The 21,164-nt window shown below is 62.9% G+C and carries 24 protein-coding genes and 1 tRNA gene; 21 read left to right on the forward strand and 4 right to left on the reverse strand.

What is annotated here, in order from left to right:
- The first annotated feature begins 82 nt into the window (after positions 1 to 82).
- The 9 genes from hisA to tatC all read left to right on the forward strand — a co-directional run bounded on the left by hisA (position 83) and on the right by tatC (position 5,660).
- On the forward strand, positions 83 to 835 hold the full coding sequence (hisA, locus tag HHL14_RS23620) for a 1-(5-phosphoribosyl)-5-[(5-phosphoribosylamino)methylideneamino]imidazole-4-carboxamide isomerase (protein WP_169500003.1): 753 nt from the start codon (positions 83 to 85) through the stop codon (positions 833 to 835).
- Between the two features lie 308 nt (positions 836 to 1,143).
- On the forward strand, positions 1,144 to 1,917 hold the full coding sequence (gene hisF, locus HHL14_RS23625; protein ID WP_169500004.1) for an imidazole glycerol phosphate synthase subunit HisF: 774 nt from the start codon (positions 1,144 to 1,146) through the stop codon (positions 1,915 to 1,917).
- Position 1,918: 1 nt separating this feature from the next.
- Positions 1,919 to 2,329 (forward strand): phosphoribosyl-AMP cyclohydrolase, encoded by a 411-nt coding sequence (hisI, locus tag HHL14_RS23630; protein ID WP_169500005.1) that lies wholly within the window; start codon positions 1,919 to 1,921, stop codon positions 2,327 to 2,329.
- Positions 2,326 to 2,724 carry a phosphoribosyl-ATP diphosphatase gene (locus tag HHL14_RS23635; RefSeq protein ID WP_169500006.1) on the forward strand — a complete coding sequence of 133 codons (399 nt, stop codon included), beginning with the start codon at positions 2,326 to 2,328 and terminating at the stop codon, positions 2,722 to 2,724. The genes hisI and HHL14_RS23635 overlap by 4 nt, the downstream gene beginning before the upstream one ends.
- A gap of 140 nt (positions 2,725 to 2,864) precedes the next feature.
- The gene (locus HHL14_RS23640; protein WP_169500007.1) at positions 2,865 to 3,260 is read left to right on the forward strand and encodes a DUF4870 family protein; all 396 of its coding nucleotides are present in this window, start codon (positions 2,865 to 2,867) and stop codon (positions 3,258 to 3,260) included.
- A gap of 91 nt (positions 3,261 to 3,351) precedes the next feature.
- Positions 3,352 to 3,717: a histidine triad nucleotide-binding protein gene (locus HHL14_RS23645; protein WP_007180216.1), complete on the forward strand. Its 366-nt coding sequence runs from the start codon at positions 3,352 to 3,354 to the stop codon at positions 3,715 to 3,717.
- Between the two features lie 301 nt (positions 3,718 to 4,018).
- Entirely contained in the window at positions 4,019 to 4,261 is a 243-nt protein-coding gene (tatA, locus tag HHL14_RS23650) for a Sec-independent protein translocase subunit TatA (RefSeq protein ID WP_169500008.1), read from the forward strand.
- A 48-nt stretch (positions 4,262 to 4,309) separates the two neighbouring features.
- A complete protein-coding gene (gene tatB, locus HHL14_RS23655) occupies positions 4,310 to 4,843 on the forward strand; it encodes a Sec-independent protein translocase protein TatB (protein WP_169500009.1) in 534 nt (177 codons plus the stop codon).
- A 34-nt stretch (positions 4,844 to 4,877) separates the two neighbouring features.
- Positions 4,878 to 5,660 (forward strand): twin-arginine translocase subunit TatC, encoded by a 783-nt coding sequence (gene tatC / locus HHL14_RS23660; protein ID WP_169500010.1) that lies wholly within the window; start codon positions 4,878 to 4,880, stop codon positions 5,658 to 5,660.
- A gap of 136 nt (positions 5,661 to 5,796) precedes the next feature.
- On the opposite strand, the gene HHL14_RS23665 is transcribed toward tatC, so the two are convergent.
- Positions 5,797 to 7,017 carry a Do family serine endopeptidase gene (locus HHL14_RS23665; protein ID WP_169500011.1) on the reverse strand — a complete coding sequence of 407 codons (1,221 nt, stop codon included), beginning with the start codon at positions 7,015 to 7,017 and terminating at the stop codon, positions 5,797 to 5,799.
- Between the two features lie 19 nt (positions 7,018 to 7,036).
- Between HHL14_RS23665 and HHL14_RS23670 the strand changes: the two genes are divergently transcribed.
- The 10 genes from HHL14_RS23670 (at position 7,037) to HHL14_RS23715 (ending at position 16,622) form a co-directional block, all read left to right on the forward strand.
- Positions 7,037 to 7,783, forward strand: coding sequence for a Nif3-like dinuclear metal center hexameric protein (locus tag HHL14_RS23670; RefSeq protein ID WP_169500012.1), 747 nt, complete (start codon positions 7,037 to 7,039; stop codon positions 7,781 to 7,783).
- A 220-nt stretch (positions 7,784 to 8,003) separates the two neighbouring features.
- Complete coding sequence (petA, locus tag HHL14_RS23675; RefSeq protein ID WP_169500078.1) at positions 8,004 to 8,624, forward strand: ubiquinol-cytochrome c reductase iron-sulfur subunit; 621 nt, start codon at positions 8,004 to 8,006, stop codon at positions 8,622 to 8,624.
- Positions 8,624 to 10,003: a cytochrome b gene (locus HHL14_RS23680; RefSeq protein ID WP_169500013.1), complete on the forward strand. Its 1,380-nt coding sequence runs from the start codon at positions 8,624 to 8,626 to the stop codon at positions 10,001 to 10,003. Before petA ends, HHL14_RS23680 begins: the two co-directional genes overlap by 1 nt.
- A gap of 23 nt (positions 10,004 to 10,026) precedes the next feature.
- Positions 10,027 to 10,782, forward strand: a complete 756-nt coding sequence (locus tag HHL14_RS23685) for a cytochrome c1 (RefSeq protein ID WP_169500014.1) — start codon at positions 10,027 to 10,029, stop codon at positions 10,780 to 10,782.
- 95 nt (positions 10,783 to 10,877) lie between these two features.
- On the forward strand, positions 10,878 to 11,489 hold the full coding sequence (locus HHL14_RS23690) for a glutathione S-transferase N-terminal domain-containing protein (RefSeq protein ID WP_006052302.1): 612 nt from the start codon (positions 10,878 to 10,880) through the stop codon (positions 11,487 to 11,489).
- 66 nt (positions 11,490 to 11,555) lie between these two features.
- The gene (locus HHL14_RS23695; RefSeq protein ID WP_169500015.1) at positions 11,556 to 12,059 is read left to right on the forward strand and encodes a ClpXP protease specificity-enhancing factor; all 504 of its coding nucleotides are present in this window, start codon (positions 11,556 to 11,558) and stop codon (positions 12,057 to 12,059) included.
- Positions 12,060 to 12,078: 19 nt separating this feature from the next.
- Positions 12,079 to 12,154 (forward strand) — tRNA-Thr (locus HHL14_RS23700).
- Between the two features lie 205 nt (positions 12,155 to 12,359).
- On the forward strand, positions 12,360 to 12,776 hold the full coding sequence (locus HHL14_RS23705) for a hypothetical protein (RefSeq protein WP_169500016.1): 417 nt from the start codon (positions 12,360 to 12,362) through the stop codon (positions 12,774 to 12,776).
- A 12-nt stretch (positions 12,777 to 12,788) separates the two neighbouring features.
- Positions 12,789 to 14,951, forward strand: coding sequence for a glycoside hydrolase family 28 protein (locus HHL14_RS23710; RefSeq protein ID WP_169500017.1), 2,163 nt, complete (start codon positions 12,789 to 12,791; stop codon positions 14,949 to 14,951).
- Positions 14,952 to 15,497: 546 nt separating this feature from the next.
- A complete protein-coding gene (locus tag HHL14_RS23715) occupies positions 15,498 to 16,622 on the forward strand; it encodes a methyltransferase (RefSeq protein ID WP_169500018.1) in 1,125 nt (374 codons plus the stop codon).
- Between the two features lie 225 nt (positions 16,623 to 16,847).
- Here the strand turns inward: HHL14_RS23715 and HHL14_RS23720 are convergent, their stop codons facing one another.
- A complete protein-coding gene (locus HHL14_RS23720; RefSeq protein WP_169500019.1) occupies positions 16,848 to 18,113 on the reverse strand; it encodes a TIGR03862 family flavoprotein in 1,266 nt (421 codons plus the stop codon).
- A 474-nt stretch (positions 18,114 to 18,587) separates the two neighbouring features.
- Between HHL14_RS23720 and HHL14_RS23725 the strand changes: the two genes are divergently transcribed.
- Positions 18,588 to 18,797 (forward strand): DUF1059 domain-containing protein, encoded by a 210-nt coding sequence (locus HHL14_RS23725; RefSeq protein ID WP_169500020.1) that lies wholly within the window; start codon positions 18,588 to 18,590, stop codon positions 18,795 to 18,797.
- Positions 18,798 to 18,954: 157 nt separating this feature from the next.
- Here the strand turns inward: HHL14_RS23725 and HHL14_RS23730 are convergent, their stop codons facing one another.
- On the reverse strand, positions 18,955 to 19,275 hold the full coding sequence (locus tag HHL14_RS23730) for a type II toxin-antitoxin system HicA family toxin (protein WP_169500079.1): 321 nt from the start codon (positions 19,273 to 19,275) through the stop codon (positions 18,955 to 18,957).
- Positions 19,276 to 19,656: 381 nt separating this feature from the next.
- On the opposite strand from HHL14_RS23730, the gene HHL14_RS23735 reads away from it, so the two are divergent.
- Positions 19,657 to 20,499 (forward strand): class I SAM-dependent methyltransferase, encoded by an 843-nt coding sequence (locus HHL14_RS23735; RefSeq protein ID WP_169500021.1) that lies wholly within the window; start codon positions 19,657 to 19,659, stop codon positions 20,497 to 20,499.
- A 29-nt stretch (positions 20,500 to 20,528) separates the two neighbouring features.
- Here HHL14_RS23735 and HHL14_RS23740 read toward each other — a convergent pair whose 3' ends face one another.
- Positions 20,529 to 21,089: a DUF1415 domain-containing protein gene (locus HHL14_RS23740; protein WP_169500022.1), complete on the reverse strand. Its 561-nt coding sequence runs from the start codon at positions 21,087 to 21,089 to the stop codon at positions 20,529 to 20,531.
- Positions 21,090 to 21,164: the final 75 nt, after the last annotated feature.

Genomic DNA, 21,164 nt, shown 5'->3' on the forward strand with positions numbered 1-21,164 from the left:
TAGCGAAACGGCGCGATAGCGGGCTGGCTCTCCAGCCGCTGCCGCCGACCCTCAACCCACTCCCAGACAACACCCGATTGCTATGCTGCTGATTCCCGCCATCGACCTGAAAGATGGTCAGTGTGTACGCCTCAAACAGGGCGATATGGACCAGGCGACGATTTTCTCCGAGGAACCGGCGGCAATGGCCCGACATTGGGTCGACCGCGGCGCGCGTCGTCTGCATCTGGTCGATCTGAATGGCGCGTTCGCCGGCAAGCCGAAAAACGGCGATGCGATCCGCGCGATCATCGACGAAGTGGGCGGCGAAATTCCGGTTCAGCTGGGCGGCGGTATTCGCGACCTGAACACGATTGAGCGCTATCTGGACGACGGTCTGTCGTACGTGATCATCGGCACCGCGGCGGTGAAGAACCCCGGCTTTCTGCAGGACGCCTGCACGGCGTTCGGCGGTCACATCATCGTCGGTCTGGACGCGAAGGACGGCAAGGTCGCGACCGACGGCTGGAGCAAGCTGACCGGTCACGAAGTGGCCGACCTCGCGCGCAAGTTCGAGGATTACGGCTGCGAGTCGATCATCTATACCGACATCGGCCGCGACGGCATGCTGCAGGGCATCAACATCGAAGCGACGGTGCGCCTCGCGCGCGCGGTGAAGATTCCGGTGATCGCGAGCGGCGGTCTGTCGAACCTCGCGGACATCGAATCGCTGTGCGAAGTCGAAGGCGAGGGCATCGAAGGCGTGATCTGCGGTCGTGCGATCTACTCGGGCGACCTCGATTTCGCGGCCGCGCAAACGCTCGCGGACAAGCTGCGCGAAGCGGACGACGCTTAAGCGTGTGACCGGGTCGAGCGAGGACTTCGCTCGACGGCTGGGCGCGTCGGGCTGACTGCGCTGGCCCATTGAGCCGTTGGGCCGGGTTGCGGTGTGGGTGTGGCGCTGCTGCGGGCTCGCGGCGCTCATCCGAACGCTAGCCTGTCCGCGTTGCACGTCGCCCGATCACGGACCCGGTCTTCGCCGGCATTCGGCCAGCCTCCGGCCTGCATTCCACTCGCGGCGCGACGCAACCTGTCGCGCCGACACCGTGCCGCTTGCCCGCAAGCAGGCGGCCTCATCAGCGGTATTGGCAGAATTGCAAGATCATGGCTCTAGCTAAACGCATCATCCCCTGTCTCGACGTTACCGCCGGCCGCGTGGTCAAGGGCGTCAACTTCGTCGAACTGCGCGACGCGGGCGACCCGGTCGAAATCGCGCGTCGCTACGACGATCAGGGCGCCGACGAACTCACTTTCCTCGACATCACCGCGACCTCCGATCAGCGCGACCTGATCCTGCCGATCATCGAGGCGGTCGCCTCGCAGGTGTTCATTCCGCTGACGGTCGGCGGCGGCGTGCGCGCGGTCGAAGACGTGCGACGCCTGCTGAACGCGGGCGCGGACAAGATCAGCATGAACTCGTCGGCGGTCGCGAATCCGCAGCTCGTGAAGGACGCCACCGACAAATACGGCTCGCAGTGCATCGTCGTCGCGATCGACGCGAAGCGCGTGTCGGCCGACGGCGAAACGCCGCGCTGGGAAGTGTTCACGCATGGCGGTCGCAAGGCTACGGGCCTCGATGCAGTCGAGTGGGCGCGCAAGATGGCCGAGCTCGGCGCCGGCGAAATCCTGCTGACCAGCATGGATCGCGACGGCACCAAGAGTGGCTTCGACCTCGCGCTCACGCGCGCGGTGTCGGACGCGGTGCCGGTGTCGGTGATCGCCTCGGGCGGCGTCGGCAACCTGCAGCATCTGGCCGACGGCATCACGCAAGGCCACGCGGATGCGGTGCTCGCCGCGAGCATTTTCCACTATGGCGAACACACGGTCGGCGAGGCCAAGCGTTTCATGGCCGACCAGGGCATTTCGGTGAGGTTGTGACGTGACGAATCCCTCGGCAGTGAACTGGCTCGACAAGGTCAAGTGGGACGCGAACGGCCTCGTGCCGGTGATCGCGCAGGAAGCGTCGACCAACGACGTGCTGATGTTCGCGTGGATGAACCGCGAAGCATTGGCGAAGACCATCGAGACCGGCCGCGCGGTGTACTTCTCGCGCTCGCGCCAGCGCCTGTGGTTCAAGGGCGAGGAGTCGGGCCACGTGCAGCACGTGCATGAAGTGCGGCTCGATTGCGACGAAGACGTCGTGCTGCTGAAGGTCGAGCAGGTGTCGGGCATCGCCTGCCATACCGGCCGCCACTCGTGCTTTTTCCAGAAATTCGAAGGCTCGGTGGACGACGGTGACTGGCATGCCGTCGATCCCGTGCTGAAAGACCCCGAACACATCTACAAATGACGCAATCCACGCAAAACCTGTCCGACACTTCGTCCGCCTCCACGAAGGACACGCTGCTGCGCCTCGCGGCGGTGATCGACGGCCGCAAAGGCGGCGATCCGGACCTTTCGTACGTGTCGCGCCTGTTCCACAAGGGCGATGACGCGATCCTGAAGAAGATCGGCGAAGAAGCCACCGAAGTCGTGCTGGCGGCCAAGGATACGCGTCACGGCGGCGCGCCGAAGGCGCTGGTCGGCGAAGTCGCGGATCTGTGGTTTCACTGCCTCGTGATGCTGTCGCATTTCGATCTGAGCCCGGCTGAAGTGATCGCCGAACTCGAGCGTCGCGAGGGGCTGTCGGGGATCGAGGAAAAGGCGCTGCGCAAGAGCCGCGAGCGCGAGCAGAACGGCGACTGAGCACGCACGGAGGCAGCGGCGCCGTGCCGGGTGCGGCGGGGCGGCTTCTGCCGTTTGCGCGCGTTCGGGCCTGTTTTCGCTTGAAGTCGCGCGCGCCGGCACCCATATTGCGATAAACGCACCTTTGGGAGGATGCAAGCATGGAACAGTCGCAAGGAAGCTATCCGCCGCCGGTCTATCGCAACGCGCTGGAACCTGAGCGCGAACGGAGCCTGCGCACGCTGACGCACGTGCTGTACGCGCTCTATGCAGTCCACTGGCTGACCGGTGGGCTGACCATTCTGATTGCGATCATCATCAACTACATCAAGCGCCCGGACGTAGCCGGCACGCCGTACGAAGCCCACTTCGAATGGCAGATCCGCACGTTCTGGCTGGGCCTCGTCGGTTATGCGATCGGCGCGTTGCTGCTGCTCGTTCTGATCGGCATTCCGGTGCTGTGGGCCGTCAGCATCTGGATGTTGTACCGTATTATCAAAGGCTGGCTGTATCTGTACGATAACAAGCCGTTCGCGAATCCGCGTGGCTGGGTCTGAGCGCCCTCCGGCCCGTTTCAGCGGGCCGGCTCTCGGGTCGGACCACGTCGCGTGAGGCTTTGCGCTTCAGTCATACCGCGTCAGGAATACGATGAGTCACGATCCGAACTGCCTTTTCTGCAAGATCGCCGCTGGCGAAATCCCGTCTACCAAAGTTCATGAAGACGACGAGTTCGTCGCCTTCCGCGACATCCGCCCGGCGGCCGAAACCCATGTGCTGGTGATTCCGCGCAAGCACATCGCGACGCTGTCGAACTGCACCGAAAGCGACGCGCCTCTGCTTGGTAGAATGCTCGTCCTGACCGCGCGTCTGGCCGATCAGCTGGGCGTCGCGTACACCGGCGGCGAGACGGGTTTTCGCACGGTAATCAATACCGGTCCGGGCGGCGGGCAGGAGGTCTATCACCTGCACGCGCACATTCTCGCGGGACCGCGCCCCTGGCAACGCATGGGCTGAGCGCCGCGCGTGGTTCGTCCGGCGCGCAACGCGTGATGCGCGTCATGCGCGCGAACCGCGACGAATTTTTGGTCGGCCACAATAACGCAGCCGTTGTTTTTACCGCAGTGTAATAACCTCGACGCGATGGCCGGCCACAATGGCGGGAGTGGTGCCGACGGATGCGTTGCCTGCGAGGCGACGCGGTCTGCGGTAACGTAGGAATAGATGGGGACGAGAAGCGCTCGCGCTTCGGATTACGCCGCAAGGCGCACGAAATTGATCGCATCGCAACGCGGTGCCGAGGTTAAGGAGAGTAGTCATGGGTTCGTTGAGCATCTGGCATTGGTTGATCGTGTTGTTGATCGTGGCGCTCGTGTTCGGCACGAAGAAACTGCGCAACATCGGCAGCGATCTGGGTGGTGCGGTGAAGGGCTTCAAGGAAGGCATGAAGGAAGCGGAGTCGCCGTCGGCTGATTCGCAGCAGCAGCGCGAACTGCCGCGCAACGGCGCGGTGGACGTCGAAGCGAAGGAAAAGACGCAGCAATCGAGCGACTTCCGCTAAGCCGCGGCGTTCACGCCGTTCCCGCGTTACTGACGGACATTCCACTTCATGCTGGATCTCGGTCTCACCAAGATGGCGCTGATCGGCGTCGTCGCGCTGGTCGTCCTCGGACCTGAGCGCCTGCCGCGTGTCGCGCGTACGGCGGGCGCGTTGTTCGGCCGCGCGCAGCGGTACATCAACGACGTGAAGGCCGAGGTCACGCGCGAAATCGAACTCGACGAACTGCGGCGCATGAAGACCGAGTTCGAGAAAGCCGCGAGCAACGTCGAAAGCACGGTGCACGACAATCTGCGCAAACATGAGAGCGAGCTGAACGACGCGTGGAATAGCGGCTCGTCGGTCTCGCCGAGCATCGCCGGCGGCACGCTCGAGGATGTCGGCAGCGGCAGCGCGAGCGGCACGTCGTGGCCGATCAGCACGCCGGCTGCGGCACCCAAACGCAAGAACTGGCGCGTCAGGCAGAGCGCCATGCCCACCTGGTACAAGCGTGCGAGCCTGCGCCGCACGCGCGTGCAGTCGGGTGCCGCGCGCGTCGCGCGTCACACGCCCGTCAACCTGCGTCGTCCGACGCGGTTCTTCTGATGATCAGAGCGACAATCTCTAACCGAGGGCCGGTGTGAGCGACCCCCAGCAATCCCAGAACGAAGGCGCCGAAGAGACCTTCATTTCCCACCTCGTCGAATTGCGTGACCGCATCATCCGGGCGGGTCTCGCGGTCATCGTCGTGTTCATCGGGCTCGTGTACTGGGCGCCGGACATTTTCCGGCTGCTCGCGCGACCGCTGATGCAGAACCTGCCGAAAGACGGCAAGATGATCGTCACCGACGTCACCGGCTCGTTCTTCGTGCCGATGAAGGTGACCATGCTGGTCGCGTTCGTGATCGCGTTGCCGGTCGTGCTGTACCAGATCTGGGCGTTCGTCGCGCCGGGGCTGTATCAGCACGAAAAGAAGCTGGTCGCGCCGCTGGTGGCGAGCAGCTATACGCTGTTCCTGTGCGGCATGGCGTTCGCGTACTTCGTCGTGTTTCCGACCATCTTCCGCGTGATGGCGCACTACAACGCGCCGCTCGGCGCGGAGATGACCACCGACATCGACAATTACCTGAGCTTCGTGCTGACGATGTTCATTGCATTCGGCGTGACCTTCGAGGTGCCGATCGTCGTCGTGCTGCTGGTGCGCATGAACGTGGTCACGCTGAAGAAGCTCAAGGAAATCCGGCCGTACGTGATCGTCGGCGCGTTCGTGATTTCGGCGGTGGTGACGCCGCCGGACGTGTTTTCGCAACTGATCCTCGCGGTGCCGCTGATCATTCTGTACGAGGCCGGGATCATTGCCGCGCGTCTGTTCATCGGCAAGCAGCCGCCGGTGGTCGAGGATGCGAGTCCGCCGCCGACCTGAACTCCCGACCGGAAAACCGATAGGCATTGCGCGAGTAAATTGAGGCGGCGTGGCGCAAGCGAAAAGGGTAGTCCATTACGGACTGCCCTTTTTCATTGGCGCTGTTTCTTCGTTCGTGACGACCGCTGCAAGCGGATCAACCGCCTTCGTCGTCCGGCTGGTCGCCGCCGTTGTCGTCTTCCGCCTGCTTCGGCGGCGGCGGGCGCTTGCCGATGGTGACGTCGAGATCGAGCTGACGGCCCTTGCGCGCGAGATGCACCTTCGCCGACGTCCCTGGCTTGATCTGCGCGATCACGTTCAGCAGACGCGTGGTGTCGGTGATTTCCTGGCCGTTCACGCTCATCAGGACGTCGCCGGGCTTGATGCCCGCGCGATCCGCCGGGCCGCTCTTCAGCACGCCCGCGACGATCGCGCCGGACTTCTGCTCGAGCCCGAACGACTCGGCGATTTCCGGCGTCACGTCCTGCGGTTCGACGCCGATCCAGCCGCGCGTGACCGTGCCGGTGGTGATGATGCTTTCGAGCACGCTGCGCGCGGTCGATACCGGAATCGCGAAGCCGATGCCGAGCGAGCCGCCCGAGCGTGAATAGATCGCGGTGTTGATGCCGAGCAGATTGCCGTTCACGTCGACCAGCGCTCCGCCGGAGTTGCCGGGATTGATCGGCGCGTCGGTCTGGATGAAGTTTTCGAACGTATTGATGCCGAGGTGGTTGCGCCCGAGCGCGCTGACGATGCCCATCGTCACCGTCTGGCCGACGCCGAACGGATTGCCGATCGCGAGCACGACATCGCCGACACGGGCCTGGTCCATCCGGCCGAGCGTGATGGTGGGCAGATGGGTCAGGTTGACCTTCAGCACGGCCAGATCGGTTTCGGGATCGATGCCGATCACCTTCGCGCTGGAGGTGCGGCCATCCGCCAGCGCAACCTCGATCTGATCGGCGCCGTCCACCACGTGCTGGTTCGTTAGAATGTAACCTTCCGAACTCACTATCACCCCTGAGCCGAGATTCGACGCCGGCTGCTCCTGCTGCTTGCGATTGTTTCTATCGCCGAAGAAGTAGCGGAACAGGGGGTCTTTCGCGCGGGGGTCCGGAGGCAGTGAACCGTCCTTGCTGGAGAACACGTTGACGACCGCGGGCATGGCCTTTTGCGCCGCGTCCGCATAGGACGCTTCGGCATGGCCGTTACTGATGCCCGGCGCCACTTCCCGCAGCGCGACGATCGGTTCGGCGAGCTGCTTGCCGAACTGCCCTTGACGCTGCAGCCACTGCGGTTTGAGGGTCGCAATGATGAACATTAGCGCCAACAGCACAGTCACCGCTTGGGCAAATAACAGCCAAAAGCGTCTAAGCATCTGAAGACTAGAGGTCTATATGGATCGGATCGAACTTGAATTGTACTTGAACAATCTCCTTGAAACCGCGCGCTTCAAGGACTATTGCCCGAACGGATTGCAGGTCGAGGGACGTCGCCGGGTCAACAAACTCGCGACCGGCGTGACCGCTTCGGTGGCCTTCCTCGAGGCCGCGCTCGAGTGGGGCGCGGACGCCGTGCTGGTCCATCACGGCTACTTCTGGCGCAACGAGGCGCCGCAGATCACCGGCCGCAAACACGCGCGCCTGAAGCTGCTGATCGCGAACGACCTGAACCTGTTCGCCTACCATCTGCCGCTCGACGATCACCCCGAGCTCGGCAATAACGCGCAGATCGGCGAGAAGATGGGCTGGATCAGCGATGCCCGTTTCGGCGACAACGACCTCGGCTGGCTCGCCACCCTGCCGATGCCGATCACGCTGTCGCACCTGACCGCGGAAATCGAGCAGACGCTGGGCCGCGCGCCGCTCGTGTTCGGCGATCCGGACATGGAGCTGCGCCGTGTCGGCTGGTGCACGGGTGCCGCGCAAGGCATGTTCGACGCGGCGATCAACGCCGGCGCCGACGTCTATCTGACCGGCGAAGTGTCGGAGTCGGTGATGCACACGGCGGCGGAGAGCGGCGTCGCGTTTCTCGCGGCCGGCCACCACGCGACCGAGCGCTTCGGCGTGCAGGCGGTGGGCAAGCACCTGTCCGAATCGTTCGATATCGAACACCTCTTTATCGATATCCCCAATCCCGTTTGAATTGCAAATTGCATTAACGAAGAAAAGCGCATGAATAGCGAAGAAGGCGCTTAAAAGGAGGTGCGAAAAAGTTTGCGATCGGTACGGACAAACCCTGAGTTATCAAGGGCTTCGCACGGTTTTTGGCAATCGGCCCTTGTAAATGGCGACTCCATTCGAGCAAACTAGCGGCGGTAGAAGCGACGTGAAGGAAAAATCCAACTCAGAAGTGGGGCGTGTGATGCGAGACAAAGAAGAGGAACGCGTCGATGGCAGCCGCCGTAACTGGCTGGTAGCGACGACCGTAGCAGGCGGCATAGGAGGTGTTGCCGTTGTCGTACCCTTTGTTAGTTCGTTTGCACCATCCGAAAAGGCCAAGGCAGCCGGTGCCCCGGTCGAAGTCGATATCAGCAGTTTGAAGCCCGGCGACATGATGACGGTCGCCTGGCGCGGCAAGCCGGTGTGGATCATCAACCGCACGGACCGCATGCTCGCCGATGTTCAGAAAGCCGATAGCCAGTTGGCGGATCCCCACTCGCTGAATCCGTTCTCGATGCCGTTGCCGGACTACTGCAACAACGAATTCCGTTCGCGTGCCGAGAACAAGCACCTGCTCGTCGCCGTCGCCGTTTGCACGCATCTGGGCTGCACGCCGACGCCGCGCTTTCAGGAGGGCCCGCAGCCCAATCTCCCCGACGACTGGCCCGGCGGCTTCCTGTGTCCTTGCCACGGCTCGACCTACGACATGGCCGGCCGCGTCTTCAAGAACAAACCCGCCCCGCAAAACCTCGACATCCCGCGCTTCATGTTCACGTCGCCGACGGCCCTCGTGATCGGGAAAGACGAGAAAGGAGAAGCGTAATGGCGAGCGAACACGAAGTAGAGACGACCGGGCTGGCGGGTTGGATCGACCAGCGCTTCCCGATGACGGCGACGTGGAAGAAGCACGTTTCCGAGTACTACGCGCCGAAGAACTTCAACTTCTGGTACTTCTTCGGTTCGCTTGCCCTGCTGGTGCTGGTCAACCAGATCGTCACCGGCATCTTCCTGACGATGAACTACAAGCCCGATGCGACGCTCGCGTTCGCGTCGGTCGAGTACATCATGCGCGAGGTGCCGTGGGGCTGGTTGATCCGCTACATGCACTCGACGGGCGCGTCGATGTTCTTCGTCGTCGTGTACCTGCACATGTTCCGCGGGCTCATGTACGGCTCGTATCGCAAGCCGCGCGAGCTGGTGTGGATTTTCGGCTGCCTGATCTTCCTGTGTCTGATGGCCGAGGCGTTCTTCGGCTACCTGCTGCCGTGGGGCCAGATGTCGTTCTGGGGCGCGCAGGTGATCGTGAACCTGTTCTCGGCGATTCCGTTCATCGGGCCGGATCTGTCGCTGTGGATTCGCGGCGACTATGTGGTCTCGGATGTCACGCTGAACCGCTTCTTCGCGTTTCACGTGATCGCGATTCCGCTGGTGCTGGTCGGCCTCGTGATCGCGCACCTGGTCGCGCTGCACGAAGTCGGCTCGAACAACCCGGACGGCATCGAGATCAAGGCGAAGAAGGGCCCGGACGGCAAGCCGCTCGACGGCATCCCGTTTCACCCGTTCTACTCGGTGCACGATTTCATGGGCGTGACGGTGTTCCTGCTGATTTTCGCGGCGATCATCTTCTTCGCGCCGGAAATGGGCGGCTACTTCCTCGAAGCGAACAACTTCGTTCCCGCTAATCCGCTGCAAACGCCGCCGGAAATTGCGCCGGTTTGGTACTTCACCGCTTTTTATGCGATGCTGCGCGCGACCACCGACCCGTTCAAGATTGTGCTGATGATTGTGATCGGGCTGCTCGGCCTGCTGGCGCTGGTGAAGGCGCGCGGCAAGTGGAAGCTCGGCCTGCCGGTGCTCGCGGTGCTGGTGATTCTGGCGATGGCCTTCACCGAGTCGAAGTTCTGGGGCGTGGTGGTGATGGGCAGCGCGGTGATTTCGCTGTTCTTCCTGCCGTGGCTCGACCAGTCGCCGGTCAGGTCGATTCGCTACCGGCCGTTTTTCCACAAGGTGTTCTACGCCATCTTCGTGATCGCGTTCCTGACGCTCGGCTTCCTCGGCACGCGGCCGCCATCGCCGGTCGCCACGCTGATCGCCCAGGTCTGCGCGCTGATTTACTTCGCGTTTTTCCTCGGCATGCCGTTCTGGACGAGGCTTGGCACGTTCAAGCAGCCGCCGGAGCGGGTGCGGTTCAAGCCTCACTAATCGCGAGCCAGGAGAACACGAAGATGAAAAAACTGCTTTCGACGTGCGCGCTGGTCGGCGCGACGGTGCTCGCGCTGCTGGCCGCTCCTGCCCACGCGGACGAGAATTTTCCGCTCGACCGCGCACCCGACAACACGAACAATTTCGCTTCTTTGCAGCGTGGCGCGCAATTGTTTGTAAACTACTGCCTGAATTGTCACAGCGCGAACCTGATGCGCTACAACCGCCTGACCGATCTCGGCATTTCGCCGAACGAAATCCAGGCGAATCTGCTGTTCACCACCGACAAGATCGGCAACACGATGACCGTGGCCATGCGCCCGGACGACGCGAAAACGTGGTTCGGCGCGACGCCGCCGGATCTGTCGGTGGAGGCGCGGGCGCGCGGACGGGACTGGCTGTACACGTATCTGCGCACGTTCTATCGCGACGATACGCGGCCGACCGGCTGGAACAATCTGGTGTATGAAAACGTGAGCATGCCTCACGTGCTGTGGCAGCTTCAGGGGCAGCGTGCGGCGAAGTTCGGCGACGAAACCGACGAAAAAACCGGCGAAACGGTACACAAATTCCTTGGTTTCCAGCAGCTCACTCCGGGAACGATGTCGCCGGTAGATTATGATTCTGCTGTGGCCGACCTCGTGTCGTACCTGTCATGGATGTCCGAACCGACTCAGCAAACCCGCAAGCAACTTGGCGTGTGGGTGCTGATGTTCCTCGGTATCCTGAGCTTTTTCGCCTGGCGACTGAACGCCGCGTACTGGAAACATATCAAATAATCACGCCGCATCACGGCGTGGGGCCGGCGCCAGGAAAGACCTGCTGAACGGTTTTTCCGCGCGCTGGCCCTTCAGCTTTTTGAGGAAATGTAAACATGATGGTTCTGTATTCCGGCACTACTTGCCCGTTCTCCCAGCGTTGCCGCCTGGTGTTGTTCGAAAAGGGCATGGACTTCGAGATCCGCGACGTCGACCTGTTCAACAAGCCGGAAGACATCGCCGTGATGAATCCGTATGGTCAGGTGCCGATTCTCGTCGAACGGGACCTGATTCTGTACGAATCGAACATCATCAACGAGTACATCGACGAGCGCTTCCCGCATCCGCAACTGATGCCGGCGGATCCGGTGCAGCGTGCGCGCGCGCGCCTGTTCCTGCTCAACTTCGAGAAAGAGCTGTTCGTCCACGTCGGCACGCTCGAAAACGAAAAGGGCAAGGCTGCGGAAAAGAATCACGAGAAGGCACGTCTCGCGATCCGCGATCGTCTGACGCAACTCGCGCCGATCTTCCTGAAGAACAAGTACATGCTCGGCGAAGAATTCTCGATGCTCGACGTCGCGATCGCGCCGCTGCTGTGGCGTCTGGATCACTACGGCATCGAGCTGTCGAAGAACGCCGCGCCGCTGATGAAGTACGCCGAGCGCATTTTCAGCCGCCCGGCTTATATCGAAGCGCTGACGCCGTCGGAAAAGGTGATGCGTCGTTGAGTTTGGCTTTGGAGCGCGGGCGCCGCATCGTCCTGATGCGTGCCCGCGCCCGCAAGAGGACTGTTGATGCAAGAGATTTCCACGAAGCCTTATCTGCTGCGCGCGCTCTACGAATGGTGCACGGATAACGGCTACACCCCGCACATCGCGGTCCGCGTCGACAATCAGACGCGCGTGCCGCGCCAGTTCGTGCGCGACAACGAGATCGTGTTGAACATCAGCTTCGAGGCGACCAGCCAGCTGCAGATGGGCAACGAATGGATCGAGTTCAACGCGCGCTTCTCCGGCAAGTCGCACAAGATCGAAGTGCCGATCGCCAATATTCTCGCGATCTACGCGCGCGAGAACGGCCAGGGGATGGCGTTCCCGGTCGAATCGGCGGGCGGTGAGGCACAGGATTCCGGCGCGGACGCTACCGACGAAGCCGACACGCCGGCCGCCCCGCGCGCGCTCGAGAGTGTGCCGGCCGAACCGGCCGCGGACAGCGACGGCGAAACGGTGAGCAAGCCGCAGCCCGATGACGACGGCTCGAAAGGCGGCGGAAGGGCTCGCCTTAAGATCGTGAAATGAAGTAGAATCACGGCCTCATGCCGGCTTAGCTCATCAGGTAGAGCGCTTGACTTGTAATCATGAGGTGGCGGGTTCGAGTCCTGCAGCCGGCACCAGTTAGTTTTCAGTTGTACCCAGCATTACCCGAAAACCCCGTCAGACATCGTCTGACGGGGTTTTTTGTTTCTGGCGCCGCTTTTTCCCCGTAGGGGCTCAGGGAAATCACGCCCCTTAATACCGGCAGTTCGTATAAATACCCGTGCTGATGCAGCGAACGTCTCCGCTACCCGGCTGCTGGATCGGCGTGACCTGAGGCGGTGCGTGCTGCCGGACCGAATTGAGCATCTGGGCGTTTTGTGCGGCGAGCTGAGCGTGCGTCGCCTGCAATTGCGCATTCAACGACGCAATTTCCTGCGCGTGCCGCTTCCCGTTTTTCTCGACCTTATCTTTCGTATTTCTTTCAAAAAAATTCTATCTTCCTTCGGTTTTGAAAATACAGGTTCCTGCACTGATTTCCTTCTAAGTTATCGTATGTCTTACATCAGCGAAGATCCGAGGGAAAATCCGTATACCCTCTATTTACCAGGAAAACAGAAAATTTTGCCGAGAGAAAACGCTGTCCTCATCGCGTTTTCTGAGACGAAAAATAGAGAGAATTTGTACGTCGTCTTACAAGATGGCGGTAAAGATACCCGCGCTGGCAACGACTGCGGCGCGTCACAACACGCAGGCTCATAGGAGACAGGGTTCATGTCGAGGAAAGTCGAAGATTCACGCAACGACGCGCAGCAGGCACATCCGCAATCGCCGGCTCGGCGCAGCTTTCTCGCGTTCGCCGGCGTCACGGCGGGCGCCGGGCTGCTGGCGGGCTTGCCCGGTTGCGGCGGCTCGACGAGCGCGCCGGCCGCGAGCGGCGGCAGCAGCACGCCGCCCACCACGAGCACGCCGACCACCGTGGACGCCGATCCGATCTGGGGCACCAACGGCCAGGCCACCGCGATCATCAACAAACTCGCGAACATCACACCGTCGATGTTCCCGTCAGTCGATTTCCAGGTGGCGACCTATGGCGCGCAGGCGCTGCCGGCGGCCGCACTGATCCAGTCGACCGCCTGGCCGGGCGGCACGATTCCGTGGGTGACGGGCGGCTCCGAGCAGACCGCGCATCCGACCAATGACCTGCAAAGTCCCGGCTCGAACATCATGGTGCCGTGCGACTACACGTCGTCGGCGTACGACTCGTGCTCCGCGTTCAATGCCGCGATCCGCGCCGCGAACCAGGCCGGCGGCGGCCGGGTGGTCGTGCCGGCCGGCAACTGGTATTGCGGCGGCCCGATCGTGCTGTTGAGCAACGTGAACTTCCACCTGAGCTCGGGCTGTACGATCTATTTCAGCCCGAACCCCGCCGACTACGCGAAGAGCGGCCCGTACCCGACCGCCAACGGCAATCTGTACTGGACCCGCTGGCAGGCCAACGACTGCCTGAACTTCGGTTCGCCGATCTACGCGTATCAGCAGAAAAACATCGCCGTCACCGCCGACGACAACACCTGCGTGCTGAACGGCCAGGCGATGACGCCGATCCAGCTGAGCACCCAGGCGCCGACTTCGTGCTGGTGGACCTTCAAGGGCACGACTAGCGAATACGGCTGCGCCGGTTCGTCGACGCCGTCGCAGGCATTCACGAACACGAACAACGTCGCGCTGACGAGCCTGCCGGCGTCGCAGATCACCAATCCGAAGGCCAACGTGTCGTTCACGAACCAGGACGGCCTGACGACGACGCTGATGACGCTGCTGACCAGCTCGAGCTGGCAGCAGGATCAGAACTATCTGCCGGCGCTGTCCGAACTCGGCGTGCCGGTGCTGAACCGCGTGTTCGGCAACGGCCACTACCTGCGCCCGTGCATGGTCGAGCTGATCGGCTGCACCAATGTGCTGCTGCAGAACTACCACACGCAGAACACGCCGTTCTGGCAGCACCATCCGACCGCCTGCTCGAACGTGGTGATCGACGGTGTGTTCGCCGACAGCGTCGGCCCGAACAACGACGGCTTCGACCCGGACGCGTGCAACACGGTGCTGGTGCAGAACGTCCAGTTCAACACCGGCGACGACTGCATCGCGATCAAATCCGGCAAGTGCCTCGACACCGAATACGGCCCGATGCAGAACATCGTCGTGCAGAATTGCACGATGCAAAGCGGCCACGGCGGTCTGACGATCGGCAGTGAAATGAGCGCGGGCGTCGAGAATGTCTACGCGCGCAACCTGACGATGCAAAACGAAAACTGGGCGAGCAATCCGCTCAATATCGCGCTGCGCTTCAAGACCAACATGAATCGCGGCGGCTTCATCAACAACGTGTGGATCAACGGCGTGACGCTGCCCAATGGCGTGAACCTCGCGGGCAAGTTCGGCGGCGGCGCGCTGGGTTCGGGCGTGCCGGGTTCGGTCGCGGGCTCGGGCACGGTCGGTCTGGTGAGCAATCCGTCGACGGGGCAGGGCGGCCTCATCACGTTCGACTGCGACTACAGCCCGTCGGGCGACGCGGTGCGCTGGAATCCGGCGACCATCAACAACGTCAACATCTCGAACGTGAACGCGACCAACGTGTCGGGCAGCGTCACGTATGCGATGACGTCGGGCTTCACCGCTGGCTCGAACTCGTGCTTCCAGGCGATCGTCGCGCAAGGCCCGGTGTCCGCCGACTACAACGGCCCGCTGCCCGTGCCGACGGTGTCGCCGATTACCGGCGTGACGATTTCCGACTGCAACCTGGGCACACCGGTCTGCACGGGGCCGGCATCGTCGACGGTGCCGGGGCCGCTGTTCGTGGTCAACACCAACGGCATCACGCTGAACAACGTGGTGATCGCGGGGACCACCTACAACTCGGTGTTGACCGGCTGATGCGGTTCGGCGCCGACGGGCCTGGGCCCGTCGGCGTGGTGTCCGCGTGGCCGAAGCAGCCACGCGCAATAAAAAGCGCCATCGGATTCGACGGCGCTTTTTGCGTTTCTGGCGCCCGCGCGAAATGGTCGATCGGTGCGAAACCCTTACTGGGCGGGCTCACCCTGGGAGGGTGAGTCTCGCAAAGGACCAAAAATCACGCTATCTATTTCACCTTGTCTATCGTAGATATTTTTGTCTATTTTTAGGCATGCCTAATTTTTTACATTTGACAGTCGACAAATTATTTCGGAGAGGTGAGGCAGCAGAAGGCTCTAAAAATCACGCTATCTATTTCACCTTGTCTTTTATAGACAATATTGTCTGAATTTATGGAATTTGTGTCTCACCATTGAGAGTGCGCCAGCGCATGCATCAGCGTGAATCGGCGTGGCTTCGGTGCGGTACCATTCGGGCGTCGTCCGTTATGGCCATGTGGCTAGCGGACGTGCCGGCCCGCTCTCGCGGCTTCTGTCGCCGGCAACGCAACATCGATCTCATCTCACCATGACCAGCCCCGCATCTATCACCTGGCCCGAAGCCGACGGCCCGCGCACCGCGCATTGGCGTTCCGAGGCGGCCGTGCCGCCGCCGAAGCGCGTCGTCGTTGCCGATGACCGCACCACCGCCGATTCGGCCTATCGACTCGCCTGCGAAGGCACCGCGCTGCTGTGGCACGGCGACTTCCAGAACGCGCGCCAGCTGCTGCAGGCGGTCACGCGCCGACTCGAACGCAAGCCGCGCAAGCACGGCGCGACGCCGCTCGATGCGTTCAACCTGCATCGTCAGGCGCAGTCGCAACGCGCGCGCACGCTCGGCATGATCCTGATTCCGCTCGACGGCGCTTACGCCATTCCGTTGCGCCGCGCGCCCGACGTGCAGCAGGCCTGCGTCGAAGCGTATGGTCCGGCGAGCGGTGAGGCGTCGGTGGTGTCGCTGCGTGAACTGCTGGGGTTGATCGGCGCGCACGAGTGGCGCAAGAAGGGCGTCGAGATTCCGGCGCTCGGCGAGCACATTCATCCGCACTACGGGGTGTTTTCGCCGGTGCGCGGCGAGTATGTCGATCTGGTTGCGCGCACGCCGTTGCCGTCGCTCGATCTGGCGTTCGATATCGGCACGGGTACCGGCGTGCTGGCCGCGCTGCTAGCCAAACGCGGCGTGCAGCGGATCGTCGCCACCGATCAGGATCCGCGCGCGCTCGCATGTGCTCGCGAGAATCTCACGCGGCTCGGTTATGGTGCGCAGGTCGAGGTCGTGCAGACGGACCTGTTTCCCGACGGCCGGGCGCCGCTCGTCGTCTGCAATCCGCCGTGGGTGCCGGCGCGGCCGGCGTCGCCGCTTGAATACGCCGTCTACGATCCGGACAGCCGCATGTTGCTCGGCTTCCTGAACGGACTCGCGGATCATTTGACGCCCGGCGGCGAGGGCTGGTTAATCATTTCGGATTTTGCCGAGCACCTGGGCCTGCGCACGCGCGAGTGGCTGCTGGCGGCGATCGAGAACGCGGGGTTGAGCGTCGCGGGGCGTGAGGACATCCGGCCGCGCCATCCGAAGGCGAGCGATCAGAACGATCCGCTGCATACGGCGCGGGCCGCGGAGGTGACGTCGTTGTGGCGGCTTAAGGTGCGGTGAGGGTGGGCGTGGGTGGCGGGGCGGGATGAAAAACGCCTCGCTGCCTCGCGGTTGTGCGGCTTTGAGGTTTTACGATTGCGGAGGCTTCGTGAGGTTGGGGCTTCATGGCTCCAGGGCCGTACCGCATAGCAGCTAAACAGCGTCGCAGCTTCGCCGCCCTCCGGCCTTAAACAGCGCTCATCACTTCCAGAAACCGCGCGAGCGTGTCACACCCCGCGTCACCTCTCAAGCACGCGCCTCCAGATACGCCCCCACGCCACGCCCAGCCACCAACCCACTGGCAAAACACGCGGTCAGCAGATAACCGCCCGTCGGTGCTTCCCAATCGAGCATTTCGCCTGCGCAGAACGCGCCCGCCATCCGCTCGATCATCAGACTGTCGCTCAGCGCCTCGAACGGAATTCCGCCGGCGGTGCTGATCGCCTCGTCGATCGGCCGCGCGCGCAGCAGCTGCACCGGCAGCGCCTTGATCGTGTGCGCGAGACGGAGCGTGTCGGCGAATGCGTCCTTCGGCAAAATCTCGTGCAGCAACGCCAGCTTGACGCCGCCAATCCCGATCCGGCCATGCAGATGGCTTGCGATCGAGCGCGAACCGCGCGGCCGCGTCACTTCCTCGACGACGCGTTCGAGCGGTAAGCCTGGCGCGAGATCCAGCGCGATCGTCACCGCTCCGTCGGCCAGAATCCGCTCGCGGATCGGCGCCGACAACGCGTAGATCAGACTCCCTTCGAGGCCCGTTTCGGTCAGAAGTATTTCACCTTGTCGATTGTGGACTTTTTTGTCTATATCGATGAGTGAGATCGCGACCGGCTTGATCGGCTGACCGGCGAAACGCTCGCGCAGATAGGGGCTCCAGTCGGCGTCGAAGCCGCAGTTCGCGGGTCGCAGTGGCTCGACGGGCACGTCGCGCGAGGCCATCAGCGGGACCCATGCGGCGTCGGAGCCGAGGCGAGGCCAGCTGGCGCCGCCAAGCGCGAACACGACTGCGTCGCAACTCACCGTGCGTTCGCCGTCGGGCGTGGCGAAGCGCAACACGTGCGCGGCAGTGTCGTCGTCAGCCGCTTCACTCCAGCCGATCCACTTGTGACGCATATGGAATTGCACGCCCGCCTCGCGCAGCCGATGCAGCCACGCGCGCAGCATCGGCGCGGCCTTCATGTCGGACGGAAACACGCGCCCCGAGCTGCCGACGAACGTCTCGACACCGAGTTCGTGCAGCCATGCGCGTAACGCATCGGGACCGAAAGCATCGAGCAGCGGCGCGATCTGGTCGCGGCGCGCGCCATAGCGATCGAGAAACGGTGCGAGCGGCTCCGAATGCGTGATGTTCATGCCGCCTTTGCCCGCCATCAGGAACTTGCGGCCGACCGACGGCATCGCGTCGTACACGTGGACTTGCACGCCGCGCCGGGCGAGCGTCTCGGCGGCCATCAGGCCGGCGGGGCCGCCGCCGATCACGGCGACGCGGGCGAAATCGAGCGAGGAGGACATGGGGTTCTGCGGATCGGGCGGAGGAACAGACGGCGCGTCGGACCGACTGGATGAGCGGGCGGCGCGAAGGGCGCTATTGTCACACCGTGCGCGGCACGGGGCAAACGGCGCCGAAGCCGGGCGGATTGCGCCGGACTTCGCGACCGGACCTCACGGCCGAGCCAAGGCACTACGCGGCGCGCAACACGCTGCAAACATGCCGGCAACACGCCCAGGCCGGAAAAGACTCGATTCCGGCGTGCGTGGCGTCGTCGAGGATTAGCGGCACGACGCCGCCCGTCAAACCCGCGAACTATACTTTTCGAATCCCCTTCATCGGACGCCGTTCGCGTCGCTTCCCGCGTTAAATCCCGTATCCGTGCAGGCCTCCCGATACGCGGCCGTCATCACGCTGCCGCTCCTATCGGGCGGTCGACGCGTCTCGCGCGCATTTAAATCGATGGAAGGGTCGATCGTCTGATCAAGGAGGTTGCCATGACCCGCAAATACATCGACTGTCGCGAGTTTCCGAGCGAAATGGGCTGCACCGTCGCGCTATCGGCCGATAGCGACGGCGAACTGCTCGAAGCCGCCGTCCAGCACGCGGTGAGCGTGCACAAGCATGCGGATTCGCCGGAATTGCGCGCGCAACTGAAGACGCTGTTTCATGACGGGACGCCGCCCGTCGAGGCGCCGCGTGCGTAGGAAATCGTTGCGAAGAGAGGGGAGAGGGAAGGAGTAGTCCGCGTTGCGAGCGGCTTGAGGCGGCCGCCCGCGCGCGGTGATCTCGGGATCAGGCCGTGCACACGACCAGGCGATCCCGAGCGGAGTTGGCAAGCATTCGCAGTCGGCTACCCGTCAACTAACCCGGATAGGCTTCGTCGACCTTCAGGCCGGCGAGCTTGAAGATGACCCGCAGCGTTTGCGGCTTGATATCGCGCCGCGACGCGAGCGTCGTCATCACGAAGTCGAGCACTTTTGCGTACTTGAGCATCGTCAGGCAGGTCTCGAGGTCGACGTTGCCGTCGCGCATCACCTCGGCGAGCCGCAGCATTTCGGTGGAGATGTCACGCGCCATCTCCAGTTCGAGTTGCTGCTTCTCCGACCAGGCCGGCGTCGCGGTGAGCTTCGCCATCATTTCCTGAAATTTCTGTTCGACGTTTCCGTTCGGTACCGTATCCATCGCCGCCTCTTCTTTCATCATCCCTGCGCGCGTCCGGTTGCGATCTCGGCGCACGGCTGGTTACGTAACATTCGACCCTTGTTCCGGGGTCGCCCTCCCCACATGCTGGTCCGGCGTCGCGGGCCGGACCGCCTCCTTTTTTCGGCGACACGGCCTGTGCTCGCGCTTCGGGCCGGTGCGCAGGCTGGCTTCGGTCAGTCCCGAAACCGTTTCCGCGTGAAGCTTTTCGAGCAGGAAGTGTTCCAGGTTGAAGGCCTGTCTCGCACGATCCGCACGGCTCGCTCGCTGGGAGGGCCGCACTTTGGGTAAACTGACAGTAACTTTTCTCTTTTTCCGTCATCTGTCGCACGTTCGCGCTGCGATTGATGCCGATCCAACACGATGTCCGGTAAAACCCACGAAATCCGTCCCAACCAGTCCGTCGAACTGCTGAAGGAGCTTCATATCCTCACGCGCGACGGCAAGATGAATCAGGACAGCCGTCGCAAGCTCAAGCAGGTCTACCATCTGTTCCAGTTCATCGAGCCCCTGCTCAAGGAGCTGAAGGACCAGCAGGGCGCGCTGACGCTCGTCGATCACGGCGCCGGCAAGTCATACCTCGGTTTTATTCTGTATGACTTATTTTTCAAGGAGTTTCAGGATGCCGCTGGTGGGGCGTCGCACATTTACGGCATTGAAACGCGCGAAGAGCTGGTGACGAAGTCAGAAGAGCTGGCCGCGCGGCTCGGCTTCAAGGGGATGTCGTTCCTGAATCTGTCGGTCGCGGACTCGATCACGTCGACGCGTCTGCCCGCCGAAATCGACATCGTGACCGCGCTGCACGCATGCAACACCGCCACCGACGACGCGATCCGCTTCGCGCTCGAAAAACACGCCAAATACATCGTCGTCGTGCCGTGCTGCCAGGCCGAGGTCGCGGGTGTGCTGCGCCAGAACAAGGGCCGGTCGCTGAAGAATGCGCTGACGGAAATCTGGCGGCATCCGTTGCATACGCGCGAGTTCGGCAGCCAGATCACCAACGTGCTGCGCTGCCTGCAACTGGAAGCGCATGGCTATCAGGTCAGCGTGACCGAGCTGGTCGGCTGGGAACATTCGATGAAAAACGAGCTGATCATTGCGCAGTACAAGGATCTGCCGCGGCGTCGGCCGACCGAGCGGCTCGGCGAAGTGCTGGAAACGCTCGGGCTCGACGCGTTGAAAGAGCGCTTCTTCGCGCCGGCCTGAAGCGTTAGCCGCGAGCAGTTCTACCGCTGTCAGTCTTCCCGCTTCATCAGCGCATCCCAGCCTGCGCGGCCGATGCGCCGCAACGTCTCCTGGTTGCGCTCGTAGATATCTTCCGCATCGGGAAACGCCTGCACCGCCCGTTCGATACTGTCCTCACGCAGCAGATGCAGGATTGGATAGGGCGCGCGATTCGTGTAGTTCTCGATATCGTCGGGCGCGCTGTCTTCGAACTGGTACTGCGGGTGAAAGCTCGCGATCTGGACGATGCCTTCGAGCCGCAGTTGCCGGATCAGCCGATCGGCGAAGTACAGACAATCGTTGAAATCGAGGAAGTCGCCGAGCGCGCGCGGCAGGATCAGCAGCGTGGTATCGACGGCGGCGGGATCGGCTGCGACGAGCGTCTGCAGCTCGGCTTCCAGATCGGTCAGCACGGCTTCGAGCGTGTCGGCGTCGCTGACCGCGTAGCGGATCTGCCCCTTCACATGCACCGCCTTCGCGAACGGACACAGGTTCAGTCCGATCACGGCCTCCGTCAGCCAGTGACGGGTCGCGGCGATAACGGCATCGTGGGATTCGGCGGGCAACGGCATGGCGGACGGACGCGGCGGGGAAAAGCGTGATTTTAATCGAGGCGGTTCGGCAAGCCGTTTAACGGGTCGCTTGGC

The sequence above is a fragment of the Paraburkholderia antibiotica genome (assembly GCF_012927125.1).
Lineage (GTDB): Bacteria > Pseudomonadota > Gammaproteobacteria > Burkholderiales > Burkholderiaceae > Paraburkholderia > Paraburkholderia antibiotica.

Excerpts from the sequence above, each read along its gene's own strand:
- hisA (WP_169500003.1), top strand. The coding sequence starts at position 83 with ATGCTGCTGATTCCCGCCATCGACCTGAAAGATGGTCAGTGTGTACGC.
- hisF (WP_169500004.1), top strand. The coding sequence starts at position 1,144 with ATGGCTCTAGCTAAACGCATCATCCCCTGTCTCGACGTTACCGCCGGC.
- HHL14_RS23635 (WP_169500006.1), top strand. The coding sequence starts at position 2,326 with ATGACGCAATCCACGCAAAACCTGTCCGACACTTCGTCCGCCTCCACG.
- HHL14_RS23640 (WP_169500007.1), top strand. The coding sequence starts at position 2,865 with ATGGAACAGTCGCAAGGAAGCTATCCGCCGCCGGTCTATCGCAACGCG.
- HHL14_RS23645 (WP_007180216.1), top strand. The coding sequence starts at position 3,352 with ATGAGTCACGATCCGAACTGCCTTTTCTGCAAGATCGCCGCTGGCGAA.
- tatA (WP_169500008.1), top strand. The coding sequence starts at position 4,019 with ATGGGTTCGTTGAGCATCTGGCATTGGTTGATCGTGTTGTTGATCGTG.
- tatB (WP_169500009.1), top strand. The coding sequence starts at position 4,310 with ATGCTGGATCTCGGTCTCACCAAGATGGCGCTGATCGGCGTCGTCGCG.
- HHL14_RS23665 (WP_169500011.1), bottom strand. The coding sequence starts at position 7,017 with ATGCTTAGACGCTTTTGGCTGTTATTTGCCCAAGCGGTGACTGTGCTG.
- HHL14_RS23670 (WP_169500012.1), top strand. The coding sequence starts at position 7,037 with ATGGATCGGATCGAACTTGAATTGTACTTGAACAATCTCCTTGAAACC.
- petA (WP_169500078.1), top strand. The coding sequence starts at position 8,004 with ATGCGAGACAAAGAAGAGGAACGCGTCGATGGCAGCCGCCGTAACTGG.
- HHL14_RS23680 (WP_169500013.1), top strand. The coding sequence starts at position 8,624 with ATGGCGAGCGAACACGAAGTAGAGACGACCGGGCTGGCGGGTTGGATC.
- HHL14_RS23685 (WP_169500014.1), top strand. The coding sequence starts at position 10,027 with ATGAAAAAACTGCTTTCGACGTGCGCGCTGGTCGGCGCGACGGTGCTC.
- HHL14_RS23690 (WP_006052302.1), top strand. The coding sequence starts at position 10,878 with ATGATGGTTCTGTATTCCGGCACTACTTGCCCGTTCTCCCAGCGTTGC.
- HHL14_RS23695 (WP_169500015.1), top strand. The coding sequence starts at position 11,556 with ATGCAAGAGATTTCCACGAAGCCTTATCTGCTGCGCGCGCTCTACGAA.
- HHL14_RS23710 (WP_169500017.1), top strand. The coding sequence starts at position 12,789 with ATGTCGAGGAAAGTCGAAGATTCACGCAACGACGCGCAGCAGGCACAT.
- HHL14_RS23715 (WP_169500018.1), top strand. The coding sequence starts at position 15,498 with ATGACCAGCCCCGCATCTATCACCTGGCCCGAAGCCGACGGCCCGCGC.
- HHL14_RS23720 (WP_169500019.1), bottom strand. The coding sequence starts at position 18,113 with ATGTCCTCCTCGCTCGATTTCGCCCGCGTCGCCGTGATCGGCGGCGGC.
- HHL14_RS23725 (WP_169500020.1), top strand. The coding sequence starts at position 18,588 with ATGACCCGCAAATACATCGACTGTCGCGAGTTTCCGAGCGAAATGGGC.
- HHL14_RS23730 (WP_169500079.1), bottom strand. The coding sequence starts at position 19,275 with ATGGATACGGTACCGAACGGAAACGTCGAACAGAAATTTCAGGAAATG.
- HHL14_RS23735 (WP_169500021.1), top strand. The coding sequence starts at position 19,657 with ATGTCCGGTAAAACCCACGAAATCCGTCCCAACCAGTCCGTCGAACTG.
- HHL14_RS23740 (WP_169500022.1), bottom strand. The coding sequence starts at position 21,089 with ATGCCGTTGCCCGCCGAATCCCACGATGCCGTTATCGCCGCGACCCGT.